Source organism: Modestobacter sp. Leaf380 (assembly GCF_001424485.1).
In the GTDB taxonomy this organism is placed as follows: domain Bacteria; phylum Actinomycetota; class Actinomycetes; order Mycobacteriales; family Geodermatophilaceae; genus Klenkia.
In genome coordinates this window covers 45,715-65,842 of the sequence record NZ_LMQC01000001.1, presented here as the reverse complement: position 1 = coordinate 65,842, position 20,128 = coordinate 45,715, and the positions used below count along the sequence as shown (strand labels likewise).

At 75.3% G+C, this 20,128-nt stretch carries 22 protein-coding genes; 21 read left to right on the top strand and 1 reads right to left on the bottom strand.

What is annotated here, in order from left to right; all coding sequences use genetic code 11:
• The first annotated feature begins 37 nt into the window (after positions 1 to 37).
• The 5 genes from ASG41_RS00320 (at position 38) to ASG41_RS00305 (ending at position 7,183) form a co-directional block, all read left to right on the top strand.
• The gene (locus ASG41_RS00320) at positions 38 to 2,404 is read left to right on the top strand and encodes a [protein-PII] uridylyltransferase (RefSeq protein ID WP_235564258.1); all 2,367 of its coding nucleotides are present in this window, start codon (positions 38 to 40) and stop codon (positions 2,402 to 2,404) included.
• 105 nt (positions 2,405 to 2,509) lie between these two features.
• Entirely contained in the window at positions 2,510 to 2,686 is a 177-nt protein-coding gene (locus ASG41_RS24050) for a hypothetical protein (RefSeq protein ID WP_200938663.1), read from the top strand.
• Positions 2,687 to 2,759: 73 nt separating this feature from the next.
• Positions 2,760 to 4,310: a signal recognition particle protein gene (gene ffh, locus ASG41_RS00315; protein WP_056288119.1), complete on the top strand. Its 1,551-nt coding sequence runs from the start codon at positions 2,760 to 2,762 to the stop codon at positions 4,308 to 4,310.
• Positions 4,311 to 4,314: 4 nt separating this feature from the next.
• Positions 4,315 to 5,400 (top strand): amidohydrolase family protein, encoded by a 1,086-nt coding sequence (locus ASG41_RS00310; protein WP_235564253.1) that lies wholly within the window; start codon positions 4,315 to 4,317, stop codon positions 5,398 to 5,400.
• A gap of 46 nt (positions 5,401 to 5,446) precedes the next feature.
• Positions 5,447 to 7,183, top strand: a complete 1,737-nt coding sequence (locus tag ASG41_RS00305) for a proline--tRNA ligase (protein ID WP_235564252.1) — start codon at positions 5,447 to 5,449, stop codon at positions 7,181 to 7,183.
• Here ASG41_RS00305 and ASG41_RS00300 read toward each other — a convergent pair.
• On the bottom strand, positions 7,173 to 7,613 hold the full coding sequence (locus ASG41_RS00300) for a VOC family protein (RefSeq protein ID WP_235564248.1): 441 nt from the start codon (positions 7,611 to 7,613) through the stop codon (positions 7,173 to 7,175). The genes ASG41_RS00305 and ASG41_RS00300 overlap by 11 nt on opposite strands.
• Positions 7,614 to 7,756: 143 nt before the next feature.
• Between ASG41_RS00300 and rpsP the strand changes: the two genes are divergently transcribed.
• The 16 genes from rpsP (at position 7,757) to ASG41_RS00220 (ending at position 20,083) form a co-directional block, all read left to right on the top strand.
• Positions 7,757 to 8,230 (top strand): 30S ribosomal protein S16, encoded by a 474-nt coding sequence (gene rpsP, locus ASG41_RS00295; RefSeq protein WP_056288112.1) that lies wholly within the window; start codon positions 7,757 to 7,759, stop codon positions 8,228 to 8,230.
• Between the two features lie 2 nt (positions 8,231 to 8,232).
• A complete protein-coding gene (locus tag ASG41_RS00290) occupies positions 8,233 to 8,469 on the top strand; it encodes an RNA-binding protein (protein ID WP_056288107.1) in 237 nt (78 codons plus the stop codon).
• A 26-nt stretch (positions 8,470 to 8,495) separates the two neighbouring features.
• On the top strand, positions 8,496 to 9,038 hold the full coding sequence (gene rimM, locus ASG41_RS00285) for a ribosome maturation factor RimM (protein ID WP_082556428.1): 543 nt from the start codon (positions 8,496 to 8,498) through the stop codon (positions 9,036 to 9,038).
• Complete coding sequence (gene trmD / locus ASG41_RS00280; protein WP_056288103.1) at positions 9,035 to 9,772, top strand: tRNA (guanosine(37)-N1)-methyltransferase TrmD; 738 nt, start codon at positions 9,035 to 9,037, stop codon at positions 9,770 to 9,772. The genes rimM and trmD overlap by 4 nt, the downstream gene beginning before the upstream one ends.
• The gene (locus ASG41_RS00275) at positions 9,769 to 10,269 is read left to right on the top strand and encodes an NUDIX hydrolase (RefSeq protein ID WP_056288099.1); all 501 of its coding nucleotides are present in this window, start codon (positions 9,769 to 9,771) and stop codon (positions 10,267 to 10,269) included. The genes trmD and ASG41_RS00275 overlap by 4 nt, the downstream gene beginning before the upstream one ends.
• Positions 10,270 to 10,442: 173 nt before the next feature.
• Positions 10,443 to 10,799 (top strand): 50S ribosomal protein L19, encoded by a 357-nt coding sequence (rplS, locus tag ASG41_RS00270; protein ID WP_056288094.1) that lies wholly within the window; start codon positions 10,443 to 10,445, stop codon positions 10,797 to 10,799.
• 112 nt (positions 10,800 to 10,911) lie between these two features.
• On the top strand, positions 10,912 to 11,904 hold the full coding sequence (gene lepB / locus ASG41_RS00265; protein WP_056288090.1) for a signal peptidase I: 993 nt from the start codon (positions 10,912 to 10,914) through the stop codon (positions 11,902 to 11,904).
• 181 nt (positions 11,905 to 12,085) lie between these two features.
• Positions 12,086 to 12,835, top strand: coding sequence for a response regulator transcription factor (locus ASG41_RS00260; protein ID WP_056288087.1), 750 nt, complete (start codon positions 12,086 to 12,088; stop codon positions 12,833 to 12,835).
• 214 nt (positions 12,836 to 13,049) lie between these two features.
• A complete protein-coding gene (locus ASG41_RS00255; RefSeq protein WP_056288084.1) occupies positions 13,050 to 13,811 on the top strand; it encodes a ribonuclease HII in 762 nt (253 codons plus the stop codon).
• Complete coding sequence (locus ASG41_RS00250; RefSeq protein WP_056288081.1) at positions 13,808 to 14,128, top strand: DUF2469 domain-containing protein; 321 nt, start codon at positions 13,808 to 13,810, stop codon at positions 14,126 to 14,128. Before ASG41_RS00255 ends, ASG41_RS00250 begins: the two co-directional genes overlap by 4 nt.
• A gap of 115 nt (positions 14,129 to 14,243) precedes the next feature.
• Complete coding sequence (locus ASG41_RS00245) at positions 14,244 to 14,630, top strand: YraN family protein (RefSeq protein ID WP_056288078.1); 387 nt, start codon at positions 14,244 to 14,246, stop codon at positions 14,628 to 14,630.
• Positions 14,630 to 16,147 (top strand): YifB family Mg chelatase-like AAA ATPase, encoded by a 1,518-nt coding sequence (locus tag ASG41_RS00240; RefSeq protein WP_056288075.1) that lies wholly within the window; start codon positions 14,630 to 14,632, stop codon positions 16,145 to 16,147. Before ASG41_RS00245 ends, ASG41_RS00240 begins: the two co-directional genes overlap by 1 nt.
• Positions 16,144 to 17,364, top strand: coding sequence for a DNA-processing protein DprA (dprA, locus tag ASG41_RS00235; protein WP_056288072.1), 1,221 nt, complete (start codon positions 16,144 to 16,146; stop codon positions 17,362 to 17,364). The genes ASG41_RS00240 and dprA overlap by 4 nt, the downstream gene beginning before the upstream one ends.
• Before the next feature lie 31 nt (positions 17,365 to 17,395).
• Complete coding sequence (locus ASG41_RS00230; RefSeq protein ID WP_082556427.1) at positions 17,396 to 18,358, top strand: tyrosine recombinase XerC; 963 nt, start codon at positions 17,396 to 17,398, stop codon at positions 18,356 to 18,358.
• Between the two features lie 59 nt (positions 18,359 to 18,417).
• Positions 18,418 to 19,263 (top strand): RNA polymerase sigma factor WhiG, encoded by an 846-nt coding sequence (gene whiG / locus ASG41_RS00225; protein ID WP_235564242.1) that lies wholly within the window; start codon positions 18,418 to 18,420, stop codon positions 19,261 to 19,263.
• 136 nt (positions 19,264 to 19,399) lie between these two features.
• Positions 19,400 to 20,083, top strand: coding sequence for a class I SAM-dependent methyltransferase (locus ASG41_RS00220; protein ID WP_082556426.1), 684 nt, complete (start codon positions 19,400 to 19,402; stop codon positions 20,081 to 20,083).
• Positions 20,084 to 20,128 lie beyond the last annotated feature (45 nt).

The window sequence follows — 20,128 nt, the reverse complement described above, 5'->3', positions numbered from 1 at the left end:
GCACGGACGCCGTCCCCGCACGGAACGAGGTGCCCCCGTGACCGAGCTGCGGGCCGTCACGGCCCCCGACCCCGCCGAGCTGGCCGCGCTGCCCCGCGTCGGACGGGTCGCCGCCCTCGACACCTGGCTGGGCGGACTGCTCGACGCCGCCGTCGCGGCCACCCCCCGCCCGGCCCCGCGCCGTGGGCAGAGCCCCGCCCCGGCCGGCACCGGCGTCGCGCTGGTCGCGGTCGGCAGCCTGGGCCGCCGGGAACCGGCCCCGTACGGGGACCTGGACCTGGTCCTGGTGCACGACGGCCGTCCCGAGATCGGCGCCCTGGCCGACGCGCTCTGGTACCCCGTCTGGGACGCCGGCCACAAGCTGGACCACTCCGTGCGCACCGTCGCCGAGGCCGTCCAGGTGGCGGGGACCGACGTGAAGGCCGGGCTCGGGCTGCTCGACGTCCGGCACGTGGCCGGGGACGCCGAGCTGGCCGCCCGGCTGCGGACCGCGACGCTGGCCAGCTGGCGGCAGCACGCCGCCCGGTTGCTGCCCGAGCTGCGCGACATCCGCCGCGGGCGGGTCCGCACCGTGGGGGAGCTGGGTTTCCTGCTGGAGCCCGACCTCAAGGAGGCCTACGGCGGTCTCCGCGAGGGCCAGGTGCTGCGCGCGCTGTCCACCGCCCAGCTGGTCGACGAGCCGCCGGCCGACGCGGGGGAGGCCTACGCCTTCCTGGTCGACGTGCGCGACGAGCTCCGTCGGCGGTCGCGCCGGGCCTCGGACGTGCTGGTGCGACAGGAGCAGCGTGGTGTCGCCCAGGCCCTCGGGCTCGCCGACGACGACGCCCTCATCCGCCAGGTGAGCCTGGCCGGCCGCCGGCTGGCCTTCGTCGCCGACGAGACCTGGCGCCGGGTCGACGCCGCCCTGGTCCGCCGGCCGCGCACCCGCTACCGCCGGGTCCGCCGGGAGCCGCTGGCCGAGGGCCTGGTGCGCCAGGGCGACGAGGTCGTGCTGGCCCGTGACGCCCGCCCCGCCGTCGACCCCGGCCTGGTGCTGCGCGGTGCCGCGGCCGCCGCCCGCGCGGACCTGCTGCTGTCGCCCTACACGCTCAAGGTGCTCGCCGTGCACGCCCCGCCGCTGCCCGAGCCGTGGCCGCCGGAGGTGCGCTGGTCCTTCCTGCGACTGCTGGCCAGTGGCCGCAGTGCCGTGCCGGTGCTCGAGCAGCTGGACCAGGAGGGACTGCTGGCCCGGATGCTGCCGGAGTGGGACCGGGTCCGGTCGCTGCCCCAGCGTCACCCGTGGCACCGGTTCACCGTCGACCGGCACCTGGTGGAGGCCGCCGCGGCCGCCGCCGAGCTCACCCGGGACGTCGACCGCCCCGACCTGCTGCTGGTCGGCGCGCTGCTGCACGACATCGGCAAGGGCTGGCCCGGGGACCACACCGACGTCGGGGTGGTCGTGATCGGGGAGATGGCCACCCGGATGGGGTTCGCCCCGCCCGACGTGGACATGCTGGTGGCGATGGTGCGCTGCCACCTGCTGCTGCCCGACGTCGCCACCCACCGCGACATCGACGACCCGGCGACCGTCGACCGGGTCGTGGAGGCCATCGACGGCGACGCCGCCCTGCTGCAGCTGCTGCACGCCCTGGCCCAGGCCGACGGCGCCGCCACCTCCACCTCGGCCTGGTCGCCGTGGAAGGCGCACCTGGTCGCCGCGCTGGTCGGCCGGGTCGCCGCCCGGCTGGGGAGCACCACCGTGCCCGAGCCGGTGCTGGAGCCCAGCGACCCGCTGGCCACCGTCCCCGCACCGGCCATCCCGGGCCCGACCCAGCCGGTCACCGTCGGCATCGAGGACGTCGTCGACGGCCAGCAGGTCACCATCGGCGCCCCGGACCGGCCCGGCCTGTTCAGCCTGTGCGCCGGGGTCCTGGCGCTCAACCAGCTCGACGTGCGCGCCGCCCGGGTGACCGTGGAGGGCGGGCACGCGACGCAGGTGTTCGCCGTCCGGCCCCGCTTCGGGCGGGCCCCGGTCCCGGAGATCCTGGCCGACGGCGTGCGGGCCGCCCTGGAGGGCAGCCTCCCACTGGCGCAGCGACTGGCCCAGCGGGAGAAGGACTACAGCCAGGACGGCGTCCGGGGTGCCCCGCCGCGGGTGGCCTGGTTCGACGCCGAGGCGACCGGGGCGGCGAACACCCTGGTCGAGGTCCGGGCCGGTGACCGGGCCGGGCTGCTCTACCGGCTCACTGCGGCCCTGGCGGGGGAGGGCCTGGACGTCACCTCCGCCTCGGTGGAGACCCTGGGTGCCGACGCCGTCGACGCCTTCTACCTGGCCGACCCCTCCGGCACGCCGGTCGACGCGGGCCAGCGGGCGCGGGCGGAGCAGGCGCTGCTGTCGGCCGCCGCGGGGGTGTCCCCGGGCTGACCGGCCCTGCCGCGTCCTCGGCGTGGGCGGTCCTGTCGTACCCCCGTGGCACGGTCCCTCCCAGGTCGACGGGCACGCCGTCGGCCGCGACACCGGGAGGTCACCGTGGAGCTCTACGACTGCGCCGTCTGTGCCGAGGAGACCGTGGTGGAGCAGCCGCCCTGCGCCGACGGGCACGCCGAGGACGGGCTGGACTGCCCCGAGTGGGTCTGCACGGGCTGTGGCGACGCGCTGCTGCTGGGCGCCCCGGGTGCCGCCACGCTGTGGCAGCAGGCCGCCTGAGCGTCGCTCGATACCCTGGGGAGCGGTCCCGTGCGTCGGGACCGTCCCTGATCCACCTGCGTGAGGACGTGTTGTGTTCGAGACCCTGTCCGACCGGCTCGACGCGGTCTTCACCGGACTGCGCGGCAAGGGCCGGCTGTCCGAGGCCGACATCGACGCGACCGCCCGCGAGATCCGCATCGCGCTGCTCGAGGCCGACGTCGCCCTGCCGGTGGTGCGGTCCTTCATCACCGCGGTCAAGGAGCGCGCCCGCGGTGCCGAGGTCAGCCAGGCGCTGAACCCGGCCCAGCAGATCATCAAGATCGTCAACGAGGAGCTCGTCGGCGTCCTCGGCGGGGAGACCCGGCGGATCCGCTTCGCCAAGCAGTCCCCGACGGTGATCATGCTGGCCGGCCTCCAGGGCGCCGGCAAGACCACCCTGGCCGGCAAGCTCGGGCGCTGGCTCAAGGCGCAGGGCCACACCCCGCTGCTGGTGGCCTGCGACCTGCAGCGCCCCAACGCGGTCAACCAGCTGTCCATCGTCGCCGGCCAGGCCGGGGTCGACGTGTACGCCCCGCAGCCGGGCAACGGCGTCGGCGACCCGGTCCAGGTCGCCCGGGACTCGATCGACCACGCCCGGCGCACCATGCACGACGTCGTGGTCGTCGACACCGCCGGCCGGCTGGGCATCGACGCCGAGCTGATGGCCCAGGCCGCCGGCATCCGGGACGCCGTCCAGCCCGACGAGACGCTCTTCGTCGTCGACGCGATGATCGGCCAGGACGCCGTCACCACCGCGATCGCCTTCCAGGAGGGCGTCGGGTTCTCCGGCGTCGTGCTGACCAAGCTCGACGGCGACGCCCGCGGTGGCGCCGCGCTCAGCGTCCGCGGCGTGACCGGCGAGCCGATCATGTTCGCCTCCACCGGTGAGAAGCTCACCGACTTCGACGTCTTCCACCCCGAGCGGATGGCCTCGCGCATCCTGGGCATGGGCGACGTCCTCACCCTCATCGAGCAGGCCGAGCAGGCCTTCGACGCCGACCAGGCCGAGGCCATGGCCGGCAAGCTGGCCAGCCGGGAGGGCTTCACCCTCGAGGACTTCCTCGAGCAGATGCTGGCCATCCGCAAGATGGGCCCGATCGCGAACCTGCTCGGCATGCTCCCGGGCGCCGGGCAGATGAAGGAGCAGCTCAAGCAGGTCGACGACCGGGACCTGGACCGCACCGCGGCCATCATCCGGTCCATGACCCCCGCCGAGCGGGTCACCCCCAAGATCATCAACGCCTCGCGGCGGGTCCGGATCGCCAACGGCTCCGGGGTCACCGTCACCGAGGTCAACTCGCTGCTGGAGCGCTTCGTCCAGGCCCAGAAGATGATGGGCCAGATGGCCGGCAGCATGGGCATGCCCGGCATGGGCCCGATGTCGAAGAAGGCCCGCGGCCGGCAGATCCAGGCCGCCCCCCGCAAGGGGAAGAAGCAGAAGGGCAAGAAGCCCCCGGCCCGGCGGGCCATCGGCGGAGCGCCCGGGGCCGGTGGGTCCGCCGGCGGGGGAGCGCCCGGCGGGGTCCCCGGCCTGCCGCCGGGCCAGGCACTGCCGGACCTGAGCAAGCTGGACTTCAGCCAGTTCCGGGACCAGGGCCGCTGACCCGGTGACGCCGCCCGCGCTGCACCTGTCCGGGGTCGTGATGCTGCCCGACGGCGTCACCGGTGACCTGTGGGTGCGCGACGGGCGGCTCACCACCGAACCGGTGCCCGGCGCCGAGACCGTGGCCCGGGGCGGGTTCGTGCTGCCCGGCCTGGTCGACGCGCACTGCCACGTCGGTATCGCCCGGGGCGGCGGCAACGTCGAGGACCTGGCCGCGGCCCGGGAGCAGGCGCTGGTCGAGCGGGCCGCCGGTGTCCTGGCGCTGCGGGACTGCGGCTCCCCGGTGGACACCCGCGCCCTGGACGACGACGAGGACCTGCCCCGGATCCTGCGCGCGGGCCGGCACGTGGCCCGCAGCCGCCGCTACCTGCCGGGCCTGGCCGTCGAGGTCGAGCCCGAGGACCTGGTCGAGGCCGTCCGCACCCAGGCCCGCGCCGGGGACGGCTGGGTCAAGCTGGTCGGGGACTGGATCGACCGCGGCGCGGGCGACCTGGGTCCGCTGTGGCCGGCCGAGGCGCTCACCGCAGCCATCGCCGCGGCGCACGCCGAGGGCGCCCGGGTCACCGCGCACACGTTCGGCACCGACGCGCTGCCCGACCTGATCGGGGCCGGCATCGACTGCATCGAGCACGGCACCGGGCTCACCGACGACCTCGTCGCCACCATGGCGCAGCAGGGCACCGCCGTCGTCCCGACGCTGGTGAACGTGGAGAACTTCCCCGGGTTCGCCGCGGCGGGGGAGTCTAAGTTCCCCTCCTACGCCTCGACCATGCGGCGGCTGTACGCCTCCTCGGGCGCCGTCGTCCGGGCTGCGTACGAGGCGGGGGTGCCGGTCTTCGCCGGCACCGACGCGGGCGGCGGCATCGACCACGGCGTCATCGCCGACGAGATCCGCGCCCTGCACGCGGCCGGCCTGCCTGCGGAGGCAGCGCTGGCCGCGGGGTCCTGGGCGGCCCGGGAGTGGCTGGGGCTGCCCGGGCTCACCGAAGGGGCCCCGGCCGACCTGGTCCGCTACGACCGGGACCCCCGGGCGGACCTGTCGGCCCTGGACGACCCCCAGCTGACGGTGCTGCGCGGCCGGGTCGTCTGAGGGGCGGGCGCGGGGGCCTGCCAGACTCACCGCCGTGTTGTTGCGGATGTCCACCCTGTTCCTGCGCACCCTGCGCGACGACCCGGCCGACGCCGAGGTCCCCAGCCACCGCCTGCTCGTGCGCGGCGGGTACATCCGGCGCTCGGCGCCCGGTGGCTTCACCTGGCTGCCGCTGGGCTGGCGGGTGTTCCGCAACGTCGAGCGCGTCGTCCGCGAGGAGATGGACGCGATGGGCGCCCAGGAGGTCCACTTCCCGGCCCTGCTGCCCCGCGAGCCCTACGAGACCACCGGCCGGTGGACCGAGTACGGCGACAACCTCTTCCGCCTCCAGGACCGCCGCGGTGGCGACTTCCTGCTCGGTCCCACGCACGAGGAGATGTTCACGCTCCTGGTGAAGGACCTCTACGGCTCCTACAAGGACCTCCCCGTCTCGCTGTACCAGATCCAGACCAAGTACCGGGACGAGGCGCGGCCCCGCGCCGGGCTGTTCCGCACCCGCGAGTTCGTGATGAAGGACAGCTACAGCTTCGACGTCTCCGACGCCGGCCTGGAGCGCTCCTACGCCGCGCACCGCGAGGCCTACACCCGGGTGTTCGACCGGCTGGGCCTGGAGTACGTCATCGTCTCCGCCACCTCGGGGGCGATGGGCGGCTCGCGGTCCGAGGAGTTCCTGCACCCCACCCCCATCGGTGAGGACACCTTCGTCCGCTCGGCCGGCGGGTACGCCGCCAACGTCGAGGCCGTCACCACCGTGGTGCCCGAGTCGGTGCCGTTCGAGGGGCTGCCCGCCGCGCACGTCGAGGACACCCCGGACACCCCGACCATCGAGACCCTGGTCGCGGTCGCGGTCGCGCGGTTCCCCGATGTCGGCTACACCGCGGCCCACACGCTCAAGAACGTCGTGGTGACCCTGCGGCACCCCGACGGCACGGTCGAGCCGGTCGTCATCGGCCTGCCCGGTGACCGGGAGGTCGACACCAAGCGGCTCGAGGCCCAGGTCGCCCCCGCCGAGGTGGAGCCCTTCACCGACTTCGCCGGCAACCCCGCGCTGGTCAAGGGCTACATCGGGCCGCAGGTGCTGGGGGAGGGGTCCGCCTCGGGCATCCGCTACCTGGTCGATCCCCGCGTCGTCCCCGGCTCGCGCTGGGTGACCGGGGCCAACGAGCACGGCAAGCACGTCTTCGACCTCGTCGCCGGCCGGGACTTCACCTGGGACGGCACCATCGAGGCCGCCGAGGTGCGCGCCGGCGACCCGGCACCCGACGGTTCGGGCCCCCTGGAGCTCGCCCGCGGCGTCGAGATGGGCCACGTGTTCCAGCTCGGCCGCAAGTACGCCGAGGCCCTGGACCTCAAGGTGCTCGACGAGAACGGCAAGCTCGTCACCGTCACCATGGGCTCCTACGGCATCGGGGTCTCCCGCGCCGTCGCCGCCATCGCCGAGTCCATGCACGACGAGCTCGGTCTGGTCTGGCCCCGCGAGATCGCCCCGGCCGACGTGCACGTCGTGGCCACCGGCAAGGACGCCGCGGTGCTCGAAGCCGCTGAGTCCCTCGCCGCCGAGCTGGTCGCCGCCGGGCTCACCGTGCTGCTCGACGACCGGCCCAAGGTCAGCCCCGGGGTCAAGTTCAAGGACGCCGAGCTGCTGGGCATGCCGACCATCGTCACCGTCGGCCGCGGCCTGGCCGACGGCGTGCTGGAGCTGCGCGACCGGGCGACCGGCGAGCGCACCGAGATCGCCGTCGACGGCGCCGCCGCCGCGGTGGTCACCGCCGTCAGGAGCTGACCAGCTCCACCTCGAAGCCGTCCGCGTCCTCCAGGTGGGCAGCCCGGTGGCCCGGGCCGCCGGCGAAGGGGTGCCGGTCGCCGAACAGCAGGGCCCAGCCGTACCGGGGGGCCGCCTCGACCACGGCGTCCAGGCGGACCCCCGGTACGTGGAAGGCCAGGTGGTTCAGCCCCGGACGACGGCGCTCGTGCACGTCGCCGGTCAGGTCGGGGGACTGCTCCAGGACGACGTAGACGTCCCCGGCCCGCCAGGACCGCCCGTGCTCCCAGGACTGGAACGAGGCGGCGCCGAGCTCGGTGAGCAGCCACCCCCAGGAGCGCTCCGCCCGGGCCAGGTCGGGCACCCACAGCTCCACGTGGTGCAGCAACCCGACCGCCGAGGGTGCTGGTACGAGGTCTGATCCGGGCGCGGGTCCGACGTCGTGGCTCACGTCTGGCATCATGGCTGGTCGAACACGTCGGCAGGCGGCCCTCTCTCCGTCGTCGCGCGTGTCCAGCCGCACCGCCCAGGCGTACCCCCACGCGTCCTCCGGGCGGGCACCCACGATCTCGTACGAGGAGCACACCACACACCGTGGCCACCAAGATCAAGCTCATGCGTCTCGGCAAGATGCGCGCGCCCTACTACCGCATCGTCGTCGCCGACGCCCGCACCAAGCGGGACGGCCGGTCCATCGAGACCATCGGCAAGTACCACCCGAAGGAGGACCCCTCCTTCATCGAGGTCGACGCCGAGCGCGCCGCCTACTGGCTCGGCGTCGGCGCCCAGCCGACCGAGGCCGTCGCCGCGATCCTGCGCGTGACCGGTGACTGGCAGAAGTTCAAGGGCGAGCCCGCCCCCGCCCCGATGCGGGTCGCCGAGCCCAAGCCGGACAAGAAGGCCGCCTACGAGGCCGCCGCCCGCGCTGCCGCCGACGAGCCCGCCGCCGGCGCCACCACCCCGAAGAAGAAGGCCGCCGTCAAGGACGAGGCCGCTCCCGAGGCCGAGGCCAAGCTGGCCGAGGACGCCCCTGCCGACGGCTCCGCCGGCAAGACGGCCGCCGAGTAACCGTGCTCGAAGAAGCGCTCGAGCACCTGGTCAAGGGCATCGTCGACAACCCCGACGACGTCGCCGTCGACCTGGTCAACGGCCGCCGCGGCAAGACCCTCGAGGTCCGGGTGCACCCCGAGGACCTCGGCAAGGTCATCGGCCGCGGCGGGCGCACCGCCAAGGCGCTGCGCCAGGTGATGACCGGTGTCGGTGGACGTGGCCTGCGGGTCGACGTCGTCGACACCGACGGGCGCTGAGCACCACCCCGCGCTCGCCGGGACCCGTGCCCCACCAGGCACCCGAGGACACCGTGGTGGTCGGCCGCATCGGCCGGCCCCACGGTGTCCGCGGTGAGGTCACCGTCGACGTGCGCACCGACGACCCCGACCTGCGGTTCGCCCCCGGCACCGCGCTGCGGACCGAGCCCGCTGAGCGGGGTCCGCTGACCGTGGTGGGCAAGCGCTGGCACTCCGGCACGCTGCTGCTGCGGATCGCCGGTGTGGACGGCATCGAGCTCGCCGACCGCGAGGCCGCGGACGCCTACCGCAACACCCTGCTCGTGGTCGAGGTCGCCGACCTCCCCGAGCTCGAGGACCCGGACTCCTTCTACGACCACCAGCTGGTCGGCCTGGACGTCCAGCTCACCGACGGCACCGTCGTGGGCACCGTGACCGGTGTCCGGCACGAGGGCACCGAGCTGCTCGTCGTCCGTCGGCCCGGGGTGAGCGAGCTGCTGGTCCCCTTCGTGTCGGCGATCGTGCCGACCGTGGACCTCGCCGCCGGCCACGTCGTGCTCACCCCGCCCGAGGGCCTGCTCGAGCTGTGAGCGCGCCCTTCCGCGTCGACGTCGTCACGATCTTCCCGGAGTACCTGGCCCCGCTCGGGCAGTCGCTGCTGGGCAAGGCCGCGGCCCGCGGGCTGGTCTCGGTGGGCGTGCACGACCTGCGGCAGTGGACCGACGACGTGCACCGCACCGTGGACGACTCCCCGTACGGCGGGGGGCCGGGCATGGTCATGCGCCCCGAGCCCTGGGCCCGGGCGCTGACCGACGTCCGCCCGCCCGGCACCCGGCTCGTCGTCCCCACCCCCGCGGGGCGGCCCTTCACCCAGGCGGTCGCGGCGCGGTGGGCCACCGAGCCCGGCCTGGTCTTCGCCTGCGGGCGCTACGAGGGCATCGACCAGCGGGTGGCCGACTGGGCCGCCGACGCGGGCCCGGTCTCCGAGGTCTCCATCGGGGACTACGTGCTGGCCGGCGGGGAGTCCGCCGTCCTGGTCATGGTCGAGGCGGTCACCCGGCTGATCCCCGGCGTCGTCGGCAACCACGAGTCCGTGGAGTTCGACTCGCACGCCGACGGTCTGCTCGAGGGCCCCAGCTACACCCGTCCGGCCTCCTGGGCCGGCCACGACGTCCCTCCGGTGCTGCTGTCCGGCGACCACGCCGCGATCGCGCGCTGGCGGCGGGCCGAGTCCCTGCGGCGCACCGCGGACCGGCGGCCGGACCTGCTGGCCGGGGTCGAGCTGTCCGCCGCCGACCGCGCCGCGCTGGACGCCGACGCGTGACCCCGCCCTGGGTGCGGCCGACCGCCCGGGTTCTGGTGCTCTCCCCGGCGGGCCGCGTGCTGCTGCTCGGTGCCCGGCTGACCGCCCCGGACGCCGTCCCCGGGGACGTGCTGTTCTGGTACACGCCGGGCGGGGGAGTGGAGGCCGGCGAGTCCCTGCGGGTGGCCGCGGCCCGCGAGCTCGCCGAGGAGGTCGGGCTGGTGGTCGAGCCGACGGCGCTGGAGGGCCCGGTCTGGCTGCGCCGGCACCTGGGCAGTTTCGGCGACCGGGTGGTGGACAGCCGCGAGACCTTCTTCGTCCTGCGCGACGTCGAGCACGTCGTGGACGCATCCGGGCGGACCGAGCTGGAGCTGCTGGGCGACGAGCCGCACCGCTGGTGGAGCGTGGAGGAGGTCGCGGCGGGACCCGCCGCCTTCGCCCCGGGTGACCTCGCCACCCTGCTGCCCGAGCTGCTGGCAGGACCCTGGACCGGGCCGCCACGGGTCGTCGACACCTGAGATCACAGGGCCGCTGCGTCACGGCCCACCTGGTTGTGGCACAGTAGGGGGCTGCTGCTGCCGCTCCCACGGAGCCGCGGCCCCCCGGATCGGAAACCCACCGGGGAACGCTGCGCGCACCTGGCGTGAGTGCAGCCCGAGTACCGACACCGCTAGGACTGAGGACTGCTGCGATGAACACCCTGGACGCCCTCGACGCCGAGTCGCTGCGCGACGACATCCCCGCCTTCCGCCCCGGGGACACCGTGAAGGTGCACGTGCGGGTCATCGAGGGCACCCGCTCGCGCATCCAGGTCTTCCAGGGCGCGGTCATCCGTCGCCAGGGTGGCGGGATCCGCGAGACCTTCACCGTCCGCAAGGTCAGCTTCGGCGTCGGCGTGGAGCGCACCTTCCCGGTGCACACCCCCGTCGTCGAGCAGATCGAGGTGCTGACCCGCGGTGACGTGCGTCGCGCCAAGCTGTACTACCTCCGCGACCTGCGCGGCAAGGCCGCCAAGATCAAGGAGAAGCGCGAGGCCGTCGTCCGCTGACGACTGCTCTCCCGCTCCACCAGCACCACCCAGCACGGCCCGGCTGCGACACGCAGCCGGGCCGTGCTGCGTCGTGCGGGGTGGGCAGCCCGGGAACGTACGCTTCGACGCGATGAGCACCGACCGGCCCGCGGGGCCCGCCGACGCGGACGAGTCCACTGCCGCGGACGACCCCCGTTCCTCCCGCCGAGCCCGCCGCCGGGCGCGTGATGAGGACCAGAAGAAGGGCTCGCTGCTCAAGGAGCTGCCGGTCCTGCTGGTGGTCGCCTTCGTGCTGGCCCTGCTCGTGAAGACCTTCCTGGTGCAGGCGTTCTTCATCCCGTCGGGGTCGATGGAGACCACGCTGCACGGGTGCACGGGGTGCACCGGGGACCGGGTGCTGGTGACCAAGCCGCCGTACTGGTTCTCCGAGCCCGAGCCCGGGGACATCGTCGTCTTCGAGGGGCCGGACACCTGGACCCCCGAGGTCGACGTCGCGGAGCCGGGCAACTGGTTCTCCTCCGCGGCCCTGTTCCTGGGCCGGGCGATCGGTGTCGCGCCGCCCAGCGAGGACGACTACGTCAAGCGGGTCATCGCCGTCGGCGGCCAGACCGTGCAGTGCTGTGACGACCAGGGCCGCATCCTGGTGGACGGCGAGCCCCTGGACGAGCCCTACATCTACGAGAACACCCCCCTGGAGACCCGGGCCTTCGGTCCGGTGACCGTCCCGGAGGGCCGCTTGTGGGTGATGGGGGACCACCGCTCCGCCTCCGCGGACTCCCGGTCGCACGTCAGCGACCAGTACAGCGGCACGATCGCCGTCGACGACGTCATCGGCAAGGCCTCGGTCATCGTGTGGCCGGTCAGCCGCTTCACCTTCCTGGACAGCCCCGACATCCAGCAGCAGGCCGCCGGCGCACCGGTGGTCAGCGGGGTGCAGGCCGACGTGGTGGCTGCGGCACCCCTGCTGCTGGGGCTGGCCGGTGCCGTGCCGGTCGCCGCCCGGCGGCGGTCCCGCCGGCGACGAGTGGTCGCCACCGGGCCCTCGCGGCGTCCGCCGGGTACCGGCTGGCGGCGGCTGCGGCCGGCGCCGCGGACCCGTCCGGGGCGCAACCGGGAGGACTGAGCCGCCGGTCGTCCAGCCGACACGCGGACGACCTGGACGAGTCACCGGACCGTGGGGTCCGGCAGCCTGGGCATGATCTGCGCGGGTTGCAGAAAGTGATCTGCAGAAGTTGTTCAAGTACTCCGTTCACCCGGTCGATGACAGAGCTGAGAGTCACCGATCCCCGAACGGAGAGTCAGCGATGTCCACCCCCACGGTCAGCACCACCCGCGGCGTCACCCGCGTGCTCCTGCTCGCTGACGCCCCGGTCCTGCGCCGTGGCCTGGTCAGCATGGTCAACGAGACGGCCGGCATGCAGGCCGTCGGCACCCCCGGCGAGCTGCGCCGGGCCCTGACGTTGGTCGAGTCCGCCCGCCCCGACGCCGTCATCGTCGAGCTGGGCGCCGGCCGCGCCGCCACCCTGAACGCCTGCCGCGACCTGCGTCGCCGCTACCCCCGCGTCGCCATCGTCGCGCTGGCCACCTCCGAGGACCCCGCCGTGGTCAACGAGGCCCTGGCCGCCGGTGTCCGGGGCTACCTGCTCATGAACACCTCGCCCACCCTGCTGGGCTGGGCCGTGCTGGCCGCCCGCGCCGGGCGCACCGTCGTCGACCCGCAGATCCGCCGCACCGAGTCCGCCACCGCCCCGGCCGTCAAGGAGCTCACCCCCTCGGTGCCGCTGACCCGTCGCGAGTCCGACGTCCTCGACGAGCTGATCCAGGGCCAGAGCAACCGGGCCATCGGCCGCAACCTGTTCATCAGCGAGGACACCGTCAAGTCCCACGTCAAGGCCATCCTGCGCAAGCTGGGTGCCCGCGACCGGGCGCACGCCGTCTCGCTGGTCCTCTCGGCCCGCAACCCCGGCTGCTCCTGCGGCAGCCACGCGCTGTCGGCCCCCGGCGCCACCCTCGACGTCGACCCCGCCGTCGCCGCCGCGTCCGGGACCGTCTGAGCCCCCTCCCCGGTGCGGCCGGGCCGTCCGCCTCCTCGGCGGCCCGACCGCCCACCCTCGTCCGGCACGCCGGACGACCCAGGACCACGAGCCGGCCCCCGTTCCCCCGCGGGCCGGCTCGTGGCTCGTCCGGCCTCGCCCCCGCCGTGCCCCCCGCCGTGCCCCACGCGGTGCCCGCCGCCGTGTCGGTGGTGCGTCGTAGGGTCGGTCGGCGATGGCCACTCCGAACGCCACCCGGACCCGCACCGCCCCCTCCACAGCCCGGACCGACGCGCTCTGGTCGATGGAGGGCTCGCTGCGGCGTCGCGGGTTCACCACGATCGCCGGTGCCGACGAGGCCGGCCGCGGCGCGTGTGCCGGCCCGCTGGTCGCTGCCGCCTGCGTCCTGCCTGCCGGGCGTCGCGGCCGGGTCCCCGGGCTCGCCGACTCCAAGCTGCTGACCGCGGCCACCCGCGAGAAGGTGTACGACGAGGTCATCGACCGGGCGCTCGCCTGGTCGGTGGTGGTCGTCGACGTCCCCGAGCTGGACGCGCGCGGCATGCACGTCACCAACATCGAGGCGCTGCGCCGGGCGGTGTCCACCCTGGGGCTCACCCCGGACTACGTGCTGACCGACGGCTTCCCGGTCACCGGCCTGGCCCAGCCCACCCTCGCGGTGTGGAAGGGCGACCGGGTCGCGGCCTGCGTCGCCGCGGCGTCCGTGCTGGCCAAGGTCACCCGGGACCGCATGATGGTCGACCTGCACCAGCGTTTCCCGCAGTACGACTTCGACGTCCACAAGGGCTACACGACCGACCTGCACACCGCCGCGCTGGACCGGCACGGCCCCTGCTCCGAGCACCGGTCCCGCTTCGTCAACGTGGTCCGGGCCCGCGACGCACACGCCGCGCGCGGGCGCTGGGTGCCACCGGCCGCCGGCATGCACGATGATGGGCCGGTGGACCAGTCCCCGACGCCCGTGGAGCACCTGCGATGAGCACCGAGGACCTCGAGAAGTACGAGACCGAGATGGAGCTGCAGCTCTATCGCGAGTACAAGGACATCGTCCGGCAGTTCTCCTACGTCGTGGAGACCGAGCGCCGGTTCTACCTGGCCAACAGCGTGGACCTGCAGGTCCGGGACGCCGCCGGCGAGGTCTACTTCGAGCTGAAGCTGTCCGACGCGTGGGTGTGGGACATGTACCGCCCCGCCCGGTTCGTCAAGAACGTCCGGGTCGTGACGTTCAAGGACGTCAACGTCGAGGAGCTGGACAAGCCCGACCTCGAGCTGCCGGAGAACCCCCGGATCACCTGACCCCCGCTGAGCACACCGCGGGTGGTCGCGCCCGCCGTCGTCCACACGTGGGGGGCGCGTCCACAGACCCGCGGACGGCGCCCCGCGCGGGACGCCGGGGTCCCAGGCTCGCGGCGTGGCCAGCAGCGAGACCAGACCCCCGCCCCCGCTCACCCGTGCCGCCCTGGGCGCCCTCGGGGAGCAGCTCGCCGTCGGGTACCTGACCGACCGCGGGCTCACCGTGCTCGACCGCAACTGGCGGACGCGGCACGGTGAGCTGGACGTGGTGGCCCGGGACGGCGACGCGATTGTCTTCTGCGAGGTGAAGGCCCGCCGGGGCACCGGGTACGGGTTCCCCGCCGCCGCGGTGACCCCGCTGAAGCAGCAGCGGCTGCGCTCCCTGGCGTTGCAGTGGCTCGCCGCACACGACCACCACGCCCGCGAGCTGCGCTTCGACGTGGTGGCGGTGCTGGTCCGCCCGGGCCGTCCGGCCGAGGTCACCCACCTGCCGGCGGCGTTCTGATGCTGGCCCGCACCTGGTCGGTCGGGCTGGCCGGCGTCACCGGGGCCTTGGTCGAGGTCGAGGTCGACATCGCGAACGGGCTGCCCGGCACGGTCCTGGTCGGGCTGCCCGACGCGGTCGTCCGCCAGTCGCTGGACCGCGTCCGCGCGGCCCTGGGCAACACCGGTCTGGACTTCCCGCAGCGCCGGGTCACCATCGGTCTGTCCCCGGCCTCGATGCCCAAGCAGGGCAGCGGCTTCGACCTGGCCATCGCGGTCGCCGTCCTCGCCGCGTCCGGCACCCTGCCCGAGGGCTGCGCGGACGACGTCGTCTTCCTCGGCGAGCTGGGGCTGGACGGCGGGGTCCGCGCGGTCCGGGGGGTGCTGCCGGCGGTCCTCGCCGCTGCACGTGCCGGTCGGCGGCGCGTCGTGGTGCCGGCGGAGAACGCCGACGAGGCCGCGCTGCTGCCCGGCACCGAGGTGGTCGCGGTCGACGACCTCGGGCAGGTCCTGGGTCATCTCTCGGGCAAGCGGCGGCTCGCGGCGCACGTCCGGGCGCCCGGCCCTCCGGTACCGCCCGGCCCGGACCTCGCCGACGTGGTCGGGCAGGCCACCGGCCGCCGGGCCGTCGAGGTCGCCGCGGCGGGTGGGCACCACCTCCTCCTGTCCGGTCCGCCCGGGGCGGGCAAGACGATGCTCGCCGAACGGCTGCCCGGGCTCCTGCCGCCCCTGGACGAGGCGACGGCCACCGAGGTGACCGCGATCGCCTCGGTGGCCGGCACGCTGCCCGGCGGCGCGCCGCTGGTCAGCCGGCCGCCCTTCGAGGCCCCCCACCACTCGGCGACGACGGTCTCGCTGGTGGGCGGCGGGTCCGGGCAGATCAGGCCGGGCGCGCTGAGCCGGGCCCACGCCGGGGTCCTGTTCCTGGACGAGGCGCCCGAGTTCCCCCGCGCGGTGCTCGACACGCTGCGCCAGCCGCTGGAGCGCGGGTCGGTGACGATCCACCGGGCGCACGGGTCGGCGACGTTCCCGTGCCGGGTGCAGCTGGTGCTGGCGGCCAACCCCTGCCCGTGCGCCAGCGCCGCCGGGGACACCGCCTGCACCTGCAGCTCGCTGGAACGCCGCCGGTACGGCTCCCGGCTGTCCGGGCCCCTGCTGGACCGCATCGACCTGCGGGTGGAGCTGCCGCCGGTCACCCGCGCGGCCTGGCTGGACGCCGTCGCCGCCCCGGAGGCCACCGCGGTGGTGGCGGCCCGGGTCGCCGCGGCACGGGCGGTCGCCGCGCAACGGCTGGCCGGCACGGGCCTGCGGACGACGGGGGAGGTGCCCGGCCGGCTGCTCCGCGAGCGCTGGCCGGTGCCCCGGGCCGCTCTGGTGCTCGCCGAGCGGGCCCTGGAGCGCGGGGCCCTGTCCCTGCGCGGCTTCGACCGGGTGCTGCGGGTCGCCTGGACGTTGAGCGACCTGGCCGGCCGTGACGTCCCGGGCACCGACGAGGTCACCGAGGCGCTGGGGCTGCGGCTGCAGCGGGTGACGGCATGACCGCCGACCTGGCGACGGCACTGCGTGGCGACCCCGCGGACCCCGAGCTCCGCCGTCGGGCGCGGGCCTGGCTGACCCGGGCGGTCGAGCCGGGCAGCACCGAGCTGTGGCGGTGGGTCGAGCACCACGGTCCGGTGGGTGCCGCGCAGGCGCTGGCCGGGCAGACCGCGCCGTCCCGGCTGCAGGCGTTGGTCGGTGCCCGGGCGGGGGAGGACCGGTCGGTGGAGGACCTGCGCCGGGCCGACGTGCTCGGCGCCCGGCTGGTCACCCCCGAGGACGACGAGTGGCCCGCGCTCCCGCTGCACAGCCTCACCCTGGCCGCCGACCGGCAGCCCGCCGGCGTGGACCGCACCACCGCCCTGGTGCCCCCGCTGGCGTTGTGGGTGCGGGGTCCGGCCCGGCTGGACGCCCTCGTCGACCGCTCGGTGGCCCTCGTGGGGTCCCGGGCGAGCACCGCCTACGGCGAGCACGTGGCCGGCGATCTCGCGCACGGCCTCACCGGCCGGGGGTTCACCACCGTGTCCGGCGGGGCGTTCGGCATCGACGCCGCGGCCCACCGGGGTGCGGTCGCCGCCGGCGGGCCGACCGTCGTCGTCCTCGCCTGCGGGGTGGACCGGCCCTACCCGGCCGGCCACGCCCGCCTCTTCGACCGGGTCCTGGAGGACGGCCTGCTGGTCAGCGAGTGGCCCCCGGGCTGTGCCCCGCTGCGTCATCGGTTCCTGGTCCGCAACAGGCTCATCGCCGCGCTCACCCGGGGCACCGTCGTCGTCGAGGCGGCCGCCCGCTCGGGGGCGCAGGCCACGGCCCACCGGGCCCGGTCGCTGGGCAAGGTGCTCATGGCCGTGCCCGGGCCGGTCACCAGCGCCCTGAGCGTGGGGTGCCACCAGCTGATGCGGGCGGGGGAGCAGCCGGCCCTGCTGGTCACCTCCGCGGCCGACGTCGTCGAGGCGGTCGGTGACCTGGGCACCGACCTGGCCGCGGTCGCGGTGACCTCGACCGGCCCGCGGGACGAGCTGTCCGACATCGCCCGGCGGGTGCTGGACGCCTGCCCGGTGCGGGTGGGGGTGCCCCCGGAGCGGTTGGCCGTCGCGGCCGGCTGCAGCGAGCTGGACGTGCTGCGGGTGCTGCCCGCCCTGGAGCTGACCGGCCTCGTCGAGTGGACCGGGACCGGGTGGCGGGTGACCCGGGACGCCGCGGTGGGCGGCGCGGCTGGTTGACCCGGCCCCGGGCGCGGCGCAGGCTCGACCGGTGACCAGTCGGACCGCGACGCTGCGCGCGGCCCTGCCCCCGGCGCTCACCGAGCCGCTGGACGCCTGGGCCGACCACCTCCGCCTGGAGCGCGACCTGTCCGAGCACACCGTGCGGGCCTACACCGGCGACGTGGTGTCCCTGCTGGACCACCTCACCCGACGTGGGGGCCGGGGGGTCGGGGACCTGGACCTGGCCGTGCTGCGCAGCTGGCTGGCGCTGGGGCGTACGCGCGGCGACGGGCGGACCACCACCGCCCGCCGGGCGGCCTCGGCGCGGTCGTTCACCGCCCACCTCCGGCGCACCGGCCTGACCCCCGACGACGTCGGGCTGCGGCTGGCCAGCCCCAAGGCGCACCGGACGCTGCCCGAGGTGCTCGGTGCCGACCAGGCCCGCGCCGTCCTCGACCACCGGCCCGAGCCGCCCGCCGACGCCGGTGCTGGACCCGAGGTGGCCGCCGTCGCGCTGCGCGACACGCTGGTGGTGGAACTGCTCTACGCCAGCGGCGTCCGGGTCGGTGAGCTCGTCGGCCTCGACGTCGACGACGTCGACCGCGGCCGCCGGCTGCTGCGCGTGCTGGGCAAGGGGCGCAAGGAGCGGTCGGTGCCCTACGGCCTGCCCGCCGGTGCCGCGCTGGACGCCTGGCTGAGCTCGGGGCGCCCCGTGCTGGCCCGGCCCACCAGTGGTCCCGCGTTGCTGCTGGGGGTGCGCGGCGGCCGGCTCGACCCGCGGGAGGCCCGCCGGGTGGTGCACACCGCGGTCGCGGCCGTGCCCGGGGCCCCCGACGTGGGCCCGCACGGGCTCCGTCACTCGGCCGCCACCCACGTCCTGGAGGGGGGCGCCGACCTCCGGTCGGTCCAGGAGCTGCTCGGCCACGCTAGCCTCGCGACGACGCAGGTGTACACGCACGTGACGGTCGAACGGCTCCGGGCGGTCCACGCGCGAGCACACCCACGAGCCTGAGGGGGACGACGGAGTGACGGGGATGAGTCGGCACAGCACGACCGCGCGGGGGCGGGTCCGTGCCTGAGGCACCGGTGCGCCGCCTCGGCGCCGACGACGCGACCGCGGAGGGCCAGCCGGCCGCCGCGGCGCAGAAGACGATCGACCCGGCCGACGCCGCGCTGGCCGACCTGTGGGCGCGCTACGTCGCGGGCCGGGACTCCGGCCTGCGGGACCGGCTGATCCTGCACTACGCGCCGCTGGTCAAGTACGTCGCAGGCCGGGTGGGCAGTGGTCTGCCCGCGCACGTCGAGCAGGCCGACCTGGTGTCCTACGGGACCTTCGGCCTCATCGACGCGATCACCCGGTACGAGCCCTCCCGCGAGGTCAAGTTCGAGAGCTACGCGATGGCCCGCATCCGGGGCGCGATCATCGACGAGCTGCGCTCCACCGACTGGATCCCGCGTTCGGTGCGGATGCGGGCCCGGGAGTTCGAGCGGACCGTCGCCTCGCTGGAGACCAAGCTCCAGCGCAGCCCCACCGACAGCGAGGTCGCCGCGGAGATGGGCGTCGAGGTCGAGGAGATCCGCAAGTTCCTCGGGCAGCTGTCGCTGGTCAACGTCGTGGCCCTGGACGAGCTGCTCGGCGACGACGACGGCAGCGCCCCCCGGCTGGTCGACACCCTGCAGGACTCCTCGGCGCTGGACCCGCAGGCGATGGCCGAGCACGGCGAGGCGCGTCAGCTGCTGGCCCGTGCGGTCGAGCAGCTGCCCGACCGGGAGAAGGTCGTGGTCAGCCTCTACTACTTCGAGGGGCTCACCCTGGCCGAGATCGGCCGCGTCCTCGGCGTCACCGAGAGCCGGATCTGCCAGCTGCACACCAAGGCCGTGCTGCACCTGCGGACCAAGCTCGCCGACATCGCCTGAGCCCACCGCACCTGAGCCCACCGCACCTGAGCTCCCGCACCTGAGCTCCCGCACCAACCGCCGACCTCGGGGCGGGTCCCGGCCGGGAGCCGCCCCGAGGTGTGTCGGCCCGGGGGTCCCGGGTAGCGGTGCGCAGGTGACCGCGTCCGAGACCGCCCGCACGACGACCCCGCGCCCCACACCGTCCCCGGGTGTCCCGGACCGCCCCCGACGCACCCCGCCGCCGACGTACGTGGACGCCAACCGGGTCTGGGTCGACTCCCGGCTGCGGTTCCGGATCGGCCTCGGGGTCGAGGGGCGGGTGCTGTCCGAGCTGGGTGCCCGCGGGACGACCGCACTGGACGTCGGCACCGGACGGCGGGGGCTGGGGGCGCGGGTCGCGGTGACCCGGTTGGGGGCCGACGACGTCCGGGCGTTCGACCTGCACCAGGCCTCGGTCGAGTCCTCCCGCCGGGCGCTCGCCGACCTGGGTGACCGGGTGCGGGTGGAGCGCGCCGACGCCACTGCGCTGCCGGTGGCCGACGACGCGGTGGACCTGGTCGTCTCCCTGCACACGCTGCACCACGTCGTCGACTGGCCGGCTGCGGTCGCCGAGTACGCCCGGGTCCTCCGCCCCGGCGGGCAGCTGGCCTACGCGGAGATGACGGCCCGGTTCGTGGACAACCCGGTGCTGCGTGCGGTCTCGCGCCACCCGGCGGACCGCTTCACCGAGGACGAGCTGCTCGCCGCCCTGGAGGGCGCCGGGTTCGACGTCCCCGCCCGTCGGCACCGCAGCCGGGCCGGGGGCTGCTGGCTGCTGGGCGTGGCGACCCGCCGGTGACCTTGGCTGCGCCGTCCCGGCCGCCGGGCCGTGTCCTTCCTGTCG